The following is a 14,981-nucleotide window of genomic DNA, read 5'->3' as shown; positions in this document are numbered from 1 at the left end:
GCTTGCTCAACTCCCCAGATCGGGCTGCCCGTTCTGGGAGGCAAGATCGGACGGAGTGAGCGGATTCATAGCGGTTACGTCCCTGGGCGCGAGCTGGAAGCCCTGCCAGTGGACCGGCATCGGCTGCTGGTCCTCGTCCCGGGCGACGTGGTGGAACCCGATGTTGACCCACACGGACGGTTTGGTCAGAGTCTCACCGTTGACCCATTTGTCCACGCTGTCCCCGGCGTTGGTCCCGCAGTTCCCGATGTTGTTGCTCGCGAACTGCTCGCAGGCCCGGGACTGGGTGAAGTACACGTCGTGCTTGGTGAAGCCGCGGCCGGCGTGGGTGTCGGTGTGGCCGGGCACGATCTCGTACGAGCGGGCGTGGCCGTCGGCGTTCTTGCCGGTGCCGCTGACCACCCGCCACCAGCGCATGTTCTTCGCGTCGCCGGCGAGCTCCTTGGTGACGACGGTGCGCTTCGTCTTCACGGTCGGTCCGCCGCCGTTGGCGGGCGGCGCGGTGACGGTGGAGTCGAACTGCTCGATCCGGTCCTTGGTGGAGCCGTCGAGGCCGAAGTCGAGCTTCCAGAAGACGTTGTGGGCGTGGCTGGTGGCGTAGGCGCGGGCGCCCTTGCCTATGGGCCAGCCGCGGCCGTCGGTGGCGTTGTAGTCGACCGGCGAAAGGCTTCCGGTGGCCCCGACGTTGGCGCCGATGGTGCCGTCGGCGGAGAAGCGCCACTCGGAGATGTACTCGTACCAGCCGACCTTGTTCACGGTGTAGACGAGCAGGTCCTTGCCCTGCACCTGGTACACCTGGCCGCCGGCGCCGTCGGCGGCCATGCGGTACGCGTGGCCGCGCGCCCTGGTCGTGGTGCACAGGCCCTTGACCTGGCCGACCTCGGGCACCTTGACGGTGGAGATGGTGCCGCCGGGGCACTCGGCGGGCTTGAGGTTCTGCAGCCCCCCGCCGAAGCCGGCGCCGGTGAGGTCGTCGTACTCGGCGGCGCCGTCGTCGTACGGCACGTGGATCTGGGCGAGCCGGGCGCTGGTGAGGACCTTGATGGGCGCGCCGCCGGGCGGCTGGTAGGTGACGCGGTCGAGGGTGAGTCCGGCGTCGTTGTGGTAACGCCAGCACATGCTCCAGACGGCGCCGCCTTCGAGCTTCTGCGTGATGCGGTACGCGGCCGAGCAGACGGGCTGGACCGGCGGGCGCGGTGCGGCCGTCGGCAGCGGCGGGGACGGCGGGCGGGGCGCGGCGGTCGCGGGTCCCGCGGCGGCCGTGGCGGTGCCGAGCAGGACGGCCGCGGTCAGGACGGCGCCCCTCCGGCGGGTGCGCGTGGTGCGCTGGGTGGACATGGGAACGTACTCCCTCGTACGGAGATGTCTGGGAACGCGGGAACCGGGCGCGGCGATGGTCAGCCGACGCGCGTGACGGTCCTCGCGGAGAGGTCGACGATGAGGTTCCGGGTGTTGATCCAGGCCCCGTTGAGGACCTTGGTGACGAGGCGGACGCACCGGTGCTCGCCGCAGTCGGCGAGCTGCGCGGGCACGTTCGCCTCGCGGTAGGGGCGGTAGACGTCGCCGTTGAACCACAGCTGCTCGGTGGAGGTGAGCTGCTTGCCCGTGGCGTCCTCGTAGTCCTCCTTGACGCCCTTGCCGAGCGGGCTCGCGAGGATCAGCTCCAGGGCCTCGCGCAGCTCCTCGGGGTGGGCGGAGGGCTGCACCCCGCGCTGCGCCGCGGACCTCTCGACCTTGCCCGTGCCGAGGTTGACGGTGCGGGTGACGAGCTCGTCCTTCGCGTAGTCGTAGAACCGGACCTCCGCGCGGCGCGTGCCGTCCCCGGGCAGCGGGTCGGCGAGCAGGGTGCCCAGGTGCTGCGGGCCCCGTCCGCCCTCGACGTTCTCCTGGGCGGCGGCGGCCGGCGGGGTCAGCGCCAGCGTCTCGGCCCTCGCGAGCTCGTCGTCGGTGAGCGGGTCGGAGCCGATGCCCTTCTCCCCCTCGGCCGCGGCCGGGGCCACGGTCGCCGGCGGCGGCGCCGCCGCGGCACCCTGCCCCTGGCCCTGCGCCTGCGCCCCGGCGCCGGACTCCGCCGCGCCGGCGCCGTCCGCGTCCCCACTTCCTCCACCCACACCGGCCGTACCGCCGAGCGTGGCACCACCCACCGGCCTGGGCGCACCTTCCTCCGCCGCTGAGACCCCCGGGAGGCTGATCGCGACCGCGACGGCGGTTCCCGTCACCGCCATGGCCGCTCCGGCCACCACCTTCCCCAGGTGGCGGCGCGCTATTTCGTACACACTTCCCCCTCTTTCCCCCTCTTGATGTGCGGTCACCCGGTAGGACGGAGCGAAGTCCTAGGAGGTTGCCCCTCTTTCGGGCAGGATCTGGCCGAAGAACACCCCTAGACCCGGACAGAAGAGGAAGAGTCGTATCCATGCAAGTCTGGCCGGGACAGGCGTATCCCCTGGGCGCCACCTATGACGGAGCGGGAACCAACTTCGCGGTCTTCTCGGAGGCCGCCCACAGGATCGAGCTGTGTCTGCTCCACGACGACGGCTCGGAGACGGCGGTGGAGCTGCGCGAGACGGACGCCTTCGTCCGGCACGCCTACCTGCCGGGCGTGATGCCCGGTCAGCGGTACGGCTTCCGGGTCCACGGCCCGTACGCCCCCGAGCGCGGGCTCCGCTGCAACGCCGCCAAGCTGCTCCTCGATCCCTACGCGCGGGCGGTGTCCGGGCAGGTCAAGTGGGGCGAGGCGGTGTACGGCTACCCGTTCGGGCGGCCGGACGCGCGCAACGACCTCGACTCCGCCCCGGACACGATGACCTCGGTCGTGGTCAATCCGTACTTCGACTGGGGCGACGACCGGCGCCCGCGCACCGAGTACCACCACACCGTGATCTACGAGGCCCATGTGAAGGGCCTGACGATGCTCCACCCGGACCTCCCGGAGGAGCTGCGCGGTACGTACGCGGGGCTCGCGCACCCGGCGGTGATCGGTCATCTGAAGAAACTCGGCGTCACCGCGCTGGAACTGATGCCCGTTCACCAGTTCGTGAACGACCACCGGCTGGTGGACGCGGGTCTGTCGAACTACTGGGGCTACAACACGATCGGCTTCTTCGCCCCGCACAACGCCTACGCGTCCTGGGGCGACCGGGGCCAGCAGGTCCTGGAGTTCAAGTCGGCGGTCCGGGCGCTGCACCAGGCGGGCATCGAGGTCATCCTCGACGTGGTCTACAACCACACCGCCGAGGGCAACCACCTGGGCCCGACGCTGTCCTTCCGGGGCCTGGACAACCCCTCGTACTACCGGCTCTCGAACGACCCCCGGTACTACACGGACACGACGGGCACCGGGAACTCGCTGCTCATGCGCTCCCCGCACGTCCTCCAGATGATCATGGACAGCCTGCGGTACTGGGTGACCGAGATGCACGTGGACGGTTTCCGCTTCGACCTGGCGGCCACCCTGGCCCGGCAGTTCCACGAGGTGGACCGGCTGTCCTCGTTCTTCGACCTCGTGCAGCAGGACCCGGTGGTGAGCCAGGTGAAGCTGATCGCCGAGCCCTGGGACGTGGGCGAGGGCGGATACCAGGTGGGCAACTTCCCGCCGCTGTGGACCGAGTGGAACGGCAAGTACCGGGACTGTGTGCGGGACCTGTGGCGGGGCGAGCCCCGTACGCTCGCCGAGTTCGCCTCCCGGCTGACGGGCTCGTCCGACCTCTACCAGGACGACGGGCGCCGCCCGCTCGCCTCGGTCAACTTCGTGACCTGCCACGACGGTTTCACCCTGCGCGACCTCGTCTCGTACAACGAGAAGCGCAACGAGGCCAACGGCGAGGGCAATCGGGACGGCGAGAACTACAACCGCTCGTGGAACTGCGGCGAGGAGGGCGACACGGAGGACGTCGGGGTCACCGAGCTGCGCGCCCGCCAGATGCGCAACTTCCTCGCCACGCTGATGCTTTCGCAGGGCGTGCCGATGCTGAGCCACGGCGACGAGTTCGGTCGGACGCAGGGCGGCAACAACAACGCGTACTGCCAGGACAACGAGGTGTCCTGGGTGCGGTGGCCGAAGGCGAACAGCGAGGCGGAGGCCACGCTCCTGCGCTTCACCCGGTCGATGGTGCGGCTGCGGCGGGAGCATCCGGTCTTCCGTCGGCGGCGCTTCTTCCACGGGCGGCCGGTGGAGGGCACCCACGACGAGCTCACCGACATCGCCTGGTTCACCCCCGAGGGCGAGGAGATGACGTCCAGGGACTGGCAGGCCGCGCACGCCCAGGCGTTGACGGTCTTCCTCAACGGCAACGCCATCTCGGAGCCGGGGACGCAGGGCGAGCGGATCGCGGACGACTCCTTCCTGCTGATGTTCAACGCCTCGGCGAAGGAGCTGGAGTTCGTGGTGCCGGACAGCCACGGCCGGTACTGGCGCATGGTCGTGGACACCTCCGACCCCGAGGGCATGCCGCCGCAGGAGGGGCCGGAGCTGGCGGGGGGCGAGCGGGTGACGCTCGCGCCGCTCAGTCTGACCGTGCTCCGACGGCCGGCCTGAACTCCCGTACGGGAGTCGACACCCGCACCGTCCAGGACAGCAGCGCGCAGGCCACGGCCGCCCCCACCGCCACCGCGAAGGCGGCGGGGGCGCCGTGGCCCTCGGCGAGGCGCCCCGAGACGGCGAGGGCGAGGGCCTGGCCGCCGACGATCCCGCTGGTGAGGAAGGCCATGGACTCGGCGAGCCGGGCGGCCGGCACGGTCCGTTCGGTGAGCCCGAAGACCGTGATCAGGTGCGGGGCGTAGGCGGCGCCGAGGACGACCACGACCGCGTACAGCGCGCCGAGGGAGCCGACGAAGAGCAGCGGCACGGAGAGGACGACGAGCCCCGCCGTGGCGGCGCGCCAGCGGGTGGTGAGCCCGACGCGGGCGGGCACGGCGGCGAGGGAGAGGCCGACGGCGGCGCTCATCACGCCCATCGCCGCGTAGACGAGCCCCGCCTGGGCGGGCGCGCCGAGCTCCTCGGTGAGCGCGGTGATCCCGGCCTGGGAGGCCCCGAACATCGCGCCCTGGAGGACCATCGTGCCGCGCAGCGCGTACGCGGACCGGGGCAGCCGCCCCCGCTCGGCCGCGTCCGAACGGGTGGCTTTACCCATGGTCGTACGGGCTGTGGGGTGCAGGGCGAAGGCGGAGCCGCAGACGGCGAGCAGGAGCGCGGCCACGAGGAGCGCGGCGGCGGGGTGGGCGAGGGCGGCGGCGAGGCCGACGAAGGCCGGGCCGAGGACGAAGGACACCTCGTCGAGGGTGCCCTCGAAGGAGAGCACCGCTCCGACGAGCCGGTCGTCCGCGCCGGAGCGGCGGGCGAGGGCCACCGAGCGGGTCCGGGCGAGCGGCCCGATCTGGGGGACGGTGGCACCGGCGAGCGCGCCGAGCAGCATCAGCCAGCCGGTGGCCGTGTGGGCGAGGGCGGCGAGGACGAGGGCGGTGACGGCGACCGCGTTGGCGAAGGAGGCGGCGAGGACGACGCCGCGCTGGCCGTGCCGGTCGGCGAGGCGGCCGATGACCGGTCCGGCGACGGTCTGCCCGGCCGCGAGCGCGCCGCCCGCGAGGCCGGCCGTGGCGAGCGAACCGCTGGCCTCGGCGACCAGGAGCAGGCTGCCGAGCTGACACATGGCGGTGGGCAGCCGGCCGAGGAAGGAGACGACCGGCAGGACCGGCCCGAGCAGTGAGAACGTGTCGCGATACATCCGGAGCATCACGCGAACGTAACGCGATGCACACGAACGGGTGCATGGGGCGATGACACAGAAGCCCTCTCGCGGGGTACGTACGTTCGCATGACCTCCCTCCCGACCCTTTCCGCCCTCCCCACCGCCACCTACCGGCTCCAGCTCCAGCCGGATTTCCCGTTCGCCGCCGCCGAGCGGGCCGTGCCGTACCTCGCCGGGCTCGGGGTCTCGCACCTCCACCTCTCCCCCGTCCTGGAGGCGGTGCCCGGCTCTGCCCACGGCTACGACGTCACCGACCACCGGTCCGTACGGGCCGAGCTGGGGGGCGAGGAGGGGCTGCGGGCCCTGGCGGCGACCGCACGGGCCCACGGTCTCGGCCTGGTCGTGGACCTGGTCCCCAATCACATGGCGGCCTCCCCCCGGCACAACCACGCGCTGCGGTCGGTGCTCCGCGAGGGACCGGACTCGCCGTACGCCCGCTGGTTCGACGTCGACTGGCGCGCCGGGGACGGCCGGCTGCTGCTGCCGGTGCTGCCCGCGCGGCTTCCCGAGGTACGGGACCGGCTGCGGGTCTCGGGCGGGGCGCTGCACCTCGACGGCCAGGAGTTCCCGCTGCGGGCCGGTACGGAGGGGCTGCCGCTCGACGAGCTGCTCGACGCCCAGTGGTACCGGCTCGCCTGGTGGAGGCTGGCCCGCACCGAGCTCAACTACCGCCGCTTCTTCACCATTTCGGAACTCATCGGGGTGCGGGTGGAGGACCCCGGGGTGTTCGCGGCGACCCACGCGAAGATCGTGGAACTGGTGGCGGACGGGGTGGTCGAGGGGTTGCGCATCGACCATCCGGACGGGCTCGCGGACCCGCAGGGGTACTTGGAGGACCTGGCGGCGGCGACCGGCGGGCGCTGCTGGACGGTGGTGGAGAAGATCCTCACGGGAGCGGAGACCCTGCCCGCCGCCTGGCCCGTCGCGGGCACCACCGGCTATGACGCGCTGCGGCAGATCGAGGGGGTCCTCACGGATCCGGTGGGGTCCGACGAACTGGCCGATGTGTACCGGGAGTTCACCCGGTGCGCCGGGGACCGGGGCGGCCACTGGGAGGCGACCGCGCGGCGCGCGGCCTATGAGGTGGTGACGCACGACCTCGCCGCCGAGACGGCCGCGCTGACCCGGCTCGCGGAGCGGATCTGCGCGGCCGACCCGGCCCTGCGGGACCACGCGCCCTGGGCCCTGCGGACCGCGATCCGGGAGCTGCTCGTCCGGGTGCCGGTGTACCGCGCCTACCGGACGGGCGGCGAGGAGGTGCTGACCCCGGCGGCGGCGCGGGGCGCGGAGGCCGCGTTCGCCGTGCCGGAGGAGGCCTCGGCCGTCGATCTCGTACGGGAGTTGGCGCTCGGCTCGCGGGGGGACGGTCCGGAACACCGGGCGTTCCGGGCCCGGTTCTCGCAGACCTCGTCGGCGCTGCGGGCCAAGTCCGTGGAAGACACGGCCTTCTACCGGTACACGCCGCTGCTCTCGGCGAACGAGGTGGGCGGCGACGCGGGGCGTCCGGCGGTGTCGGCCGACGAGTTCCACGCGTACTGCCTGCGGATCGCCCGGGACTGGCCGGCCACCGGGACCGTGCTGTCCACGCACGACACCAAGCGCAGCGCGGACGTGCGGGCCGCGATCGCGGTGCTCGCCCAGTGCCCGGAGGTGTGGGCGGCGCTCCTGACCGAGGTCGCGGGGGTGCCCGCGCCCGATCCGCACCTCGCGTGGACGGCCTGGCAGACGGCCTTCGGCTTCGGCGCGCCGGACGCGGACCGGCTCGGGCCCGCGGTCCTCAAGTCCGTACGGGAGGCGGGCCTTCGGACCAGCTGGACCGAGCCGGACACGGCGTACGAGCGGGCGGTGACCGAGTTCACGGCGGCGGGGCCCGGCCGGATCCCGCTGCGGTCGGCTTCGGAGGCGGCCTTCGCGCTCGAGCCGCACATCCGGGCCCACGCGCTCGGCGCGGCGCTCGTCCAGCTGACGATGCCGGGGGTGCCGGAGCTGTACCAGAACACGGAGCGGGAGTACCGGGCGCTCGTCGACCCGGACAACCGGGCCCCGTTCGCGATCGGCCCGGACGACGACAGGACGGCCCTGGTCCGGGCGGCGCTGCGGCTGCGGCGGGAGCGCCCGGAGGCCTTCGGCGCCACGGGTACGTACCTCCCGCTGACGGCCGAAGGCCCGGCCGCCGCGCACTGCCTGGCCTTCGCCCGCTCCGGTGAGGTGATCACCGCCGTGACCCGGCTCTCGCTGCGTCTCTGGGAGGCGGGCGGCTGGCAGGACACCGAGCTGGTGCTTCCGGACGGCCACTGGACCGATGTCCTGGACGGAGTAAGGGAGTTCACCGGCGGCCCGGCGACGGAGCTCAAGCTCGCGGAGCTCTTCGCGGACCGGCCTGTGGCGCTGCTCGCCCGGCTGGACGACTGAGCGCTCCCGGGCCCCGGGAGCGCCCGGCCGATCAGAAGCGGGAGACTCGCGTGACCTCGCACTCGGTGTACTCGGAGCCGTCGCCGGTTCCGAAGTACGGGGTGGTCACCTCGGCGCTCTCGGAGGCGCCCGCCGCGACCGCGATACCGGTCTTGATCGCGGTCGCCGGGGTGACGCTGCCGCCCGCGGCGCCCTTGAACTTCATGGTGACGTTGTAGTCGTAGTCCATCGAGCCGTCGTTCTTCACGGTGATCCGGGCGACGAGCTTCTTGGTGGCCTGGTCGTACGCGCACTCGTCGATGGTCACGTCGCGGATCGCCTTGTCGGCGCTGCTGGAGCCGCCGGGCAGGGAGCCGCCGGAGGTGCTGCCGGAGGAGCTGTCGTTGTGGTTGCTGGATCCGGAGCTGCCGCTGCTGCTGTTGTTGTCGCAGCCGCCTCCGCCCGAGCCGCGGGCACCGGTCAGGGCGACGACCGCGACGGCGGCGACAGCGATTGCGCGGACATGACGCATCTTCATGTTTCAATCCCCGTTGAAAGTGGCAAGAAAGAGGCGCTCCTTGACGAGCGCACGTCACCCTAGCAGCGGTGGCGGGCCCCCCGTTCCTGCCCCGGATCAGCCGCCCGGGCGGACGATCAGGCTGCGCGGGGCCCGGGTGATGAGGCCGGTGGCGGCGGGGCGGAAGCCGTCGGCGAGGCGCAGCCGGGGCATCGCCGTGAAGAGTGCGCGCAGCGCGTATTCGGCCTCCAGGCGGGCGAGCAGGACGGCGGGGCAGAAGCCGCTGCCGTACGTGAGCTGGCCCGGGTCGTCGCGGAACGGGTCGAAGCGCTCGGGCTCGCGGAAGCGCTCCGGGTCCCGGCCGGCGGAGCCGACGAGCAGGGCGACGGACGCGCCCGCCGGGATGAGGCCGCCGCTGACCCGGACCTCGGCGCGGGTACGGCGCACGGCGATCTGCACGGGCGGGTCACGGCGCAGCGACTCGGCCCAGGCCCGGGCGGTGAGCCCGGTGGGGGCGTCGCGGAGGGCGGCGACCTGGTCGGGGTCGGCGAGGACGTTGCCGAGGAAGGAGGCGAGGGCCTTCTCCCGTACGGCGATCTGGCCGCCGCATTCGCCGGCGAGCGCCCCGGCCGCGCGGCCGCGAACGAGCCGCATCATGTCGCGGTAGGGCACGCCGACGGCGGCGGCGACGGTCCCGGCGGGCAGCCAGTGGCAGAAGTCGGCGACGAGGTCGGCCTGCGGGCGTTCGGCGATGCGGCGGGCGAGGACGTACGCCGTGCGTTCGGTGACGTGCCTCAACTCGGCCATGTCGACGTCGACATGGGCCGTGGCGCAGGGTGGGTCGCCCGGCCGGTGCCCGTGGGTGAAGCGGGTGTCGGTGAGGGCGGCGGCGACGTCCGCGTACCGGCTGAGGACCCAGGCGCGCAGCAGCGGGTCGTACGTGAGCGGGAACTGTTCGCGCAGGGTCCGGTGGATCGCGTGCGGGTCGTGGGTGGCGCCGGGGTCGAGGGGGCTCGGTGCGACGGTCCGCCCGGTGGGCGCGAAGGGTTCGGCGAGTCCGGCGGGACCCACGGGATCGGCGGCCGTCGGGTCGGCGACGGTCCGCACCCGGCCCGCGGTGGCGCCCCGCGCGGGGGGTGCACCGGTCGTCACCGTCGGGATCGCGGCGGAGACCGCGCCCGCGGCCATCGACGGCAGTCTCGTCCAGGGGTCCCCGGACTCCTGGGGCCGATCGTCCCGTCTGCCGCGGTTCGGTATGCCGCGGTTCGGCTCGTCGCTCATCGCGCCCCCTGTCGATCGGCGGTGGGTGCCGCGGCCGGAGAATCGTGGCGCGCGTCTCCCCACCCCATCACCGGGCGGCCCGCGCGGCGCGTCACATACCGCCGAACGGGTGAACGGGTGGACGGGTGAGGCCGGGCGACGGGCGGTTCAGCCGTGGGAGAGCCGGAACGACATCTGGCCGAAGCCGACCACGTCCCCGGGCCGTACGACCACCGCGCCGGAGACCCGGCGCCCGTTGACGGTCGTCCCGTTCGTCGAGCCGAGGTCGCGCAGCACCCACATCCCGCTCTGCAGCGAGAGCTCGGCGTGCAGCCGGGAGGCGGTCTCGTGGCTGAGCCGCAGGCCGTTGACCGGGTCGCGGCCGATCCGCAGCGGGTGCGGGCCGGGGAGCGGAAGCAGCAGCTTCGGCAGCCGCTCCGCGCGCCAGGCTCGCCCGAGCCGCACCGTGAACGCCGACATCCGCTCGACCGCGCCGACGACCCGCCGGGTCCAGGTCCCCTCGGTCCGCAGGTCGGCGACGAGCAGGTCGAGCTCGTCCGACCGGCGGGCCTGGAGCGCGCGCTCCATCCGGTAGATGAAGGTGTCGTGCGAGAGGCGTCCCTGAGCGGCGCCCTCACGGAGCAGCCCCAGCGCGCGGTCCCGCTCGGCGTCGGTCAGCCGAGGGGTGTTCGCCGGAAGCTCGAAGGGGGTCGTCACACCCGTGATTGTCGGCCCGGCAGGCCCGAAGTGTCCAGAAGGGCCCCCGACCTGGGAACTCCGTACCGGCCTGACAAGATCGCTGCTACGGTCTGCGGTCTCCACATCAGAGATCCCCAGGGGGAAACACGACGTGACCGCGTCCTCTTCGACCAGCGCCGCCCGGCTCGTCATACGCCCGCTCGCCGGGCCCGAGGAACTGGACCTGTTCCTCCGTCTCACGTACTCGCTCGACCACGAGCTCGCCGACGACCTCGCCACCGGCCGCCGCGTCCCCGCGTGGATGTGGGTGGCGCTGGACGGCGACCGGCTCCTCGGCCGGATCGCCTGGTGGACGAACAAGGAGGGCGGCGAGCCGCTGGCGCTCGACTTCTTCGACCTCGCCCCGGAGCTGACGGAGGAGGAGCGCGCGGACGTCGGTCTGCGGCTCCTGGAGACGGCGATGGCCGCGGTCGTCCCGGCGGGCACGCAGCGCCCCGAGTTCGGCCGGTTCATGCCGGCGGACTGGCGCGAGGTCTCGGAGACCCGGTCCGTCCTGGAGTCCCTGTTCGCGGTACTGGAGCGGACGGGCGCCCGTCCGCTGGTCGAGCGGTTCCGGCTGGAGTGGCAGCCCGGCACGCCCGTACCGGAGCCGAAGGGCCGCCTGGAGTTCCGGCCGGTGCGGGACCGCGAGGACCTGGTCGCGCTGATGACGCCCGTCATGGAGGGCACGCTCGACGCGCACGGCCGGGCCGACCTGGCGTCCGGGCTCTCGGCGCGCGAGGCGGCGGAGCTGCACTACGACGACGAGCTCGCGCACTACACCTCGCCCCAGGAGTGGTGGCAGGTCGCGCAGCTGCCGGAGAGCGGCGAGCCGGTCGGCTTCGTGATCCCCGCGCGGAACAACTACCACCACACCATCGCCTACATCGGCGTGCTGCCCGCCCATCGCGGGCACGGCTACATCGACGACATCCTGGCGGAGGGCACCCGCATCCTGGCCGGCCAGGACGTGCCCCGGATCAGGGCGGCGACGGACCTGGGGAACGTCCCGATGGCGGCGGCCTTCGCCCGGGCGGGCTACGTCACCTTCGAGCGCGCGATCAACTACGTGTGGGACGCGCCGGGCGCGTCGGGGTCCTGACTGCCAGGATGGAAGCGGTAGTCAGTGGTTGAGTCGCTGGTCCGTCGACGAGGGGATTCCCGTGCTCTTCGAGGTGTGGGCGCCGAGCGCCCGTAGCCGGGTGATGCTGGCGCTGAACGGCACCGACCACCCCCTGGAGAGGGACGCCGAACGGGACGGCTGGTGGACCGGTGTCGTACCCGCCGAGGACGGCGACCGGTACGGCTTCGCCCTCGACCACCGGTCCGTCCTGCCGGACCCGCGCTCCCGCCGGCTGCCCGACGGTCCCGACGGCCTGAGCGCGGTCGTCGACCACTCCTCGTACGTCTGGCAGCACGAGTCCCCGCGGCTGCGGCTGCGCGGCGCCGTCCTGTACGAGCTGCACGTCGGCACCTTCACTCCCGAGGGGACGCTCGACGCGGCGACCGCCCGCCTCGGGGAGCTCGCGGGCCTCGGCATCACCCATGTGGAGCTGATGCCGCTGTGCCCGTTCCCCGGGGTGCGGGGCTGGGGGTACGACGGGGTGGCGCCGTGGGCGGTCCACGAGCCGTACGGCGGCCCGGAGGCCCTCAAGCGGTTCGTGGACGCCGCGCACGGTCTCGGCATGGGCGTGGTCTTGGACGTGGTGCACAACCACCTGGGCCCGTCCGGCAACCATCTCCCGTCCTTCGGCCCGTACTTCACGGACACGCACCACACTCCGTGGGGTGCGGCGGTGAACCTGGACGCGCCGGGTTCGGACGAGGTCCGGGCGTACTTCCTGGGGAGCGCGCTCGCGTGGCTGCGGGACTACCGGATCGACGGGCTGCGGCTCGACGCGGTGCACGCGCTCGCCGACACCCGGGCGCTGACCTTCCTCGAAGAACTCTCCGCCTCCGTGGACGAGTTGGCGAAGGAGCAGGCCCGCCAGCACTTCCTGATCGCCGAGTCCGACCTCGCCGACCCGCGCACCACGACTCCGCGCACGCTCGGCGGTCTCGGCGTCCACGCCCAGTGGAACGACGACTTCCACCATGCCCTGCACACGGCGCTGACCGGTGAATCCCAGGGCTACTACGGCGACTTCGCGCGGGCCCCGATGGCGGCGCTCGCCAAGACGCTCACCCACGTCTTCTTCCACGACGGTACGCACTCGACGTTCCGGGGCCGCCGCCACGGCCGCCCGGTGGACCGGGAGCGCACCCCCGCGCACCGCTTCCTGGGGTACGCCCAGACCCACGACCAGATCGGCAACCGGGCCCTGGGCGACCGCCTTTCGTCCTCCCTCTCCCCCGGCCTGCTCGCCTGCGCGGCGACGCTCGTCCTGACCGGCCCCTCCGTCCCGATGCTCTTCATGGGCGAGGAGTGGGGGGCGACCACCCCCTGGCAGTACTTCACCGACCACACCGACCCGGAGCTGGCGGAGGCCGTACGGCGGGGCAGGCGGCGGGAGTTCGCGGAGCACGGCTGGTCCGCGGACGAGGTGCCCGACCCGCAGGACCCGGCCACGCGCGACCGCTCGGTGCTCGACCGCGCCGAACGCGAACAGGACCCCCACAAGCGCCTCCTCGCCTGGCACCGCCAGCTCATCGCCCTCCGCCGGACCCTGCCGGATCTGACGGACCCGGACCTGGCGGGCGTGAAGGTCGCCTTCGACGAGGAGTCCCGCTGGCTGGTCTTCCGCCGGGGCGACCTGCGGGTCGCGGTCAACATGGGCAAGGAGCCGGCGGTGATCCCCCTCGGCTCGAACGGCCGCGACCGGGTCCTCGCGGCCTGGGACCCGATCGAGGCCCCGGGCGCGGACGGGGCCCTGCGCATCCCGGGCGAGTCGGCGATCGTCCTCACGGACGGCTGACGACCGGCTGCGAGCGGCGGGCTCCTCCCACTCGACGAACACTCGAAAACCCCTCGAAGATCACTCGACGATCACTCGACGATCGCCATCTCGTGCGGGGTGTTGTTGAAGCGGTGGCCCGCGCCGTCCTCCGTCGCCGTCACGATGTCCTCGATGCGGACACCGAAGCGGCCCGGGAGGTAGACGCCCGGTTCGATCGAGAAGCACATGCCGGGGACGATGGGGAGCTCCTCGCCCTCGATCATGTACGGGGGCTCGTGCGTCGTGACGCCGATGCCGTGGCCCGTGCGGTGGATGAAGTACTCGCCGTAGCCGGCGTCCGTGATGACCTTGCGGGCCGCGCGGTCGACCTCCTGGCAGGCCGCGCCCGGGCGGACCGCCTCGAAGCCGGCCTGCTGGGCCTCGCGGACGAGGTCGTGGACGCGCTGCTCCTCGTCGGTCGGCTCGCCGACGTGGACGGTGCGGGTGGTGTCGGAGCCGTAGCCGTGCTTGAGGCCGCCGAAGTCGAGGACGACCATGTCGCCGCGCTCGATGGTCCGGTCGCCCGCCTCGTGGTGCGGGTTGGCGCCGTTGGGGCCGGAGCCGACGACGGTGAAGTCGACCTGGGAGTGGCCGAAGCGCATGAGGAGCGCGGCGAGGTCGGCGGCGACGTCGGTCTCCTTGCGGCCGGCGAAGCGGACCTTGAGGATCTCGCCGTACGCCTGGTCGGCGGCGGCCCCCGCTGCCGCGATCCGCGCGAGCTCGTGCGCGTCCTTGACGCCGCGGAGCATGGGCAGGGCCTCGGTGAGGGAGACGTAGGAGGTGCCGGGCAGGGCCTGCTGGAGGCCGAGCAGGTGCATGGCCCAGGCGTTGTCGCTGACGCCGAAGCGGCCTCCCCCAGGGCCTTCGGCCTGGGAGCGCCCCCAGTCCAGCAAAGGAGCCGTCACCGCGTACGGGTCCTTGCCGTCGGTCCAGTCGCGCAGTGTGAGCGCCGCCGCCCCCGTCGCCTTCTCCGCGTCGGGCGCCTCCAGGGTCGGGACGACGAGCACCGGCTCCTGGCCGGCCGCGAGGACGAGGACGGTGAGCCGCTCGGTGATCGCGGTCGGCTGGTAGCCGGTGAGGTAGACGAGGTCGGGGCCGGGGGCGACGAGCACGCCCGCCAGCCCGGCGTCCGCCGCGGACTCGGCCGCGCGGGTCATCCGGGCCCGGTAGTCGTCCGCGGTGAAGGGCACGACGTCTTCGGCGGATGCGGTGGGAGTGCGCGACATGAGGGGCTCCTTCTCGGCGGCGGCGGTGACGGCAACGCCGGTGGTGGCGGTGGTGGCGGTGGCGCCGGTGGTGGCGGTGGCGCCGGTGGTGGCGGTGGCAACGGCGGGCGCCTCGGCGGCGCCGGCGCCGTACAGCATCCTGCCCCTGGCCTGGGCCCGACGCGACCGC

11 protein-coding genes are annotated in these 14,981 nt (G+C 73.2%); 4 read left to right on the top strand and 7 right to left on the bottom strand.

The window, feature by feature from the left end; translation table 11 throughout:
* Positions 1–6 precede the first annotated feature (6 nt).
* Together ACFWWU_RS26120 and ACFWWU_RS26115 are read right to left on the bottom strand one after the other, a co-directional pair.
* Positions 7–1,338 (bottom strand): copper amine oxidase, encoded by a 1,332-nt coding sequence (locus tag ACFWWU_RS26120; RefSeq protein WP_384148286.1) that lies wholly within the window; start codon positions 1,336–1,338, stop codon positions 7–9.
* A 59-nt stretch (positions 1,339–1,397) separates the two neighbouring features.
* Positions 1,398–2,276 carry a Tat pathway signal sequence domain protein gene (locus ACFWWU_RS26115; protein WP_384148284.1) on the bottom strand — a complete coding sequence of 293 codons (879 nt, stop codon included), beginning with the start codon at positions 2,274–2,276 and terminating at the stop codon, positions 1,398–1,400.
* Between the two features lie 137 nt (positions 2,277–2,413).
* On the opposite strand from ACFWWU_RS26115, the gene glgX reads away from it, so the two are divergent.
* The gene (gene glgX, locus ACFWWU_RS26110) at positions 2,414–4,534 is read left to right on the top strand and encodes a glycogen debranching protein GlgX (protein ID WP_384148282.1); all 2,121 of its coding nucleotides are present in this window, start codon (positions 2,414–2,416) and stop codon (positions 4,532–4,534) included.
* On the opposite strand, the gene ACFWWU_RS26105 is transcribed toward glgX, so the two are convergent.
* On the bottom strand, positions 4,503–5,720 hold the full coding sequence (locus ACFWWU_RS26105; protein WP_384148398.1) for an MFS transporter: 1,218 nt from the start codon (positions 5,718–5,720) through the stop codon (positions 4,503–4,505). The genes glgX and ACFWWU_RS26105 overlap by 32 nt on opposite strands.
* A gap of 90 nt (positions 5,721–5,810) precedes the next feature.
* Here ACFWWU_RS26105 and treY point away from each other — a divergent pair, with 90 nt between their 5' ends.
* The gene (treY, locus tag ACFWWU_RS26100) at positions 5,811–8,156 is read left to right on the top strand and encodes a malto-oligosyltrehalose synthase (RefSeq protein WP_384148280.1); all 2,346 of its coding nucleotides are present in this window, start codon (positions 5,811–5,813) and stop codon (positions 8,154–8,156) included.
* A 31-nt stretch (positions 8,157–8,187) separates the two neighbouring features.
* Here treY and ACFWWU_RS26095 read toward each other — a convergent pair whose 3' ends face one another.
* From ACFWWU_RS26095 to ACFWWU_RS26085, 3 genes are all read right to left on the bottom strand, one after another.
* Positions 8,188–8,673: a hypothetical protein gene (locus ACFWWU_RS26095; protein ID WP_384148278.1), complete on the bottom strand. Its 486-nt coding sequence runs from the start codon at positions 8,671–8,673 to the stop codon at positions 8,188–8,190.
* Positions 8,674–8,769: 96 nt separating this feature from the next.
* The gene (locus ACFWWU_RS26090) at positions 8,770–9,933 is read right to left on the bottom strand and encodes a cytochrome P450 (protein ID WP_384148276.1); all 1,164 of its coding nucleotides are present in this window, start codon (positions 9,931–9,933) and stop codon (positions 8,770–8,772) included.
* 147 nt (positions 9,934–10,080) lie between these two features.
* Entirely contained in the window at positions 10,081–10,629 is a 549-nt protein-coding gene (locus tag ACFWWU_RS26085) for an FHA domain-containing protein (protein WP_384148274.1), read from the bottom strand.
* 133 nt (positions 10,630–10,762) lie between these two features.
* Between ACFWWU_RS26085 and ACFWWU_RS26080 the strand changes: the two genes are divergently transcribed.
* Complete coding sequence (locus ACFWWU_RS26080; protein WP_384148272.1) at positions 10,763–11,752, top strand: GNAT family N-acetyltransferase; 990 nt, start codon at positions 10,763–10,765, stop codon at positions 11,750–11,752.
* A 61-nt stretch (positions 11,753–11,813) separates the two neighbouring features.
* The gene (gene treZ / locus ACFWWU_RS26075; RefSeq protein ID WP_384148270.1) at positions 11,814–13,565 is read left to right on the top strand and encodes a malto-oligosyltrehalose trehalohydrolase; all 1,752 of its coding nucleotides are present in this window, start codon (positions 11,814–11,816) and stop codon (positions 13,563–13,565) included.
* A 71-nt stretch (positions 13,566–13,636) separates the two neighbouring features.
* Here treZ and ACFWWU_RS26070 read toward each other — a convergent pair whose 3' ends face one another.
* Positions 13,637–14,812 (bottom strand): aminopeptidase P family protein, encoded by a 1,176-nt coding sequence (locus tag ACFWWU_RS26070; RefSeq protein WP_384148397.1) that lies wholly within the window; start codon positions 14,810–14,812, stop codon positions 13,637–13,639.
* Positions 14,813–14,981 lie beyond the last annotated feature (169 nt).

Origin of the sequence: Streptomyces sp. NPDC058650, assembly GCF_042717315.1 — a bacterium.
GTDB lineage: Bacteria > Actinomycetota > Actinomycetes > Streptomycetales > Streptomycetaceae > Streptomyces.
This window is presented reverse-complemented; position numbering and strand designations above follow the sequence as displayed.

Coding starts and splice junctions, on each gene's coding strand:
- glgX (WP_384148282.1), top strand. CDS start 2,414: ATGCAAGTCTGGCCGGGACAGGCGTATCCCCTGGGCGCCACCTATGAC.
- ACFWWU_RS26070 (WP_384148397.1), bottom strand. CDS start 14,812: ATGTCGCGCACTCCCACCGCATCCGCCGAAGACGTCGTGCCCTTCACC.
- ACFWWU_RS26120 (WP_384148286.1), bottom strand. CDS start 1,338: ATGTCCACCCAGCGCACCACGCGCACCCGCCGGAGGGGCGCCGTCCTG.
- treY (WP_384148280.1), top strand. CDS start 5,811: ATGACCTCCCTCCCGACCCTTTCCGCCCTCCCCACCGCCACCTACCGG.
- ACFWWU_RS26095 (WP_384148278.1), bottom strand. CDS start 8,673: ATGAAGATGCGTCATGTCCGCGCAATCGCTGTCGCCGCCGTCGCGGTC.
- ACFWWU_RS26090 (WP_384148276.1), bottom strand. CDS start 9,933: ATGAGCGACGAGCCGAACCGCGGCATACCGAACCGCGGCAGACGGGAC.
- ACFWWU_RS26105 (WP_384148398.1), bottom strand. CDS start 5,720: ATGTATCGCGACACGTTCTCACTGCTCGGGCCGGTCCTGCCGGTCGTC.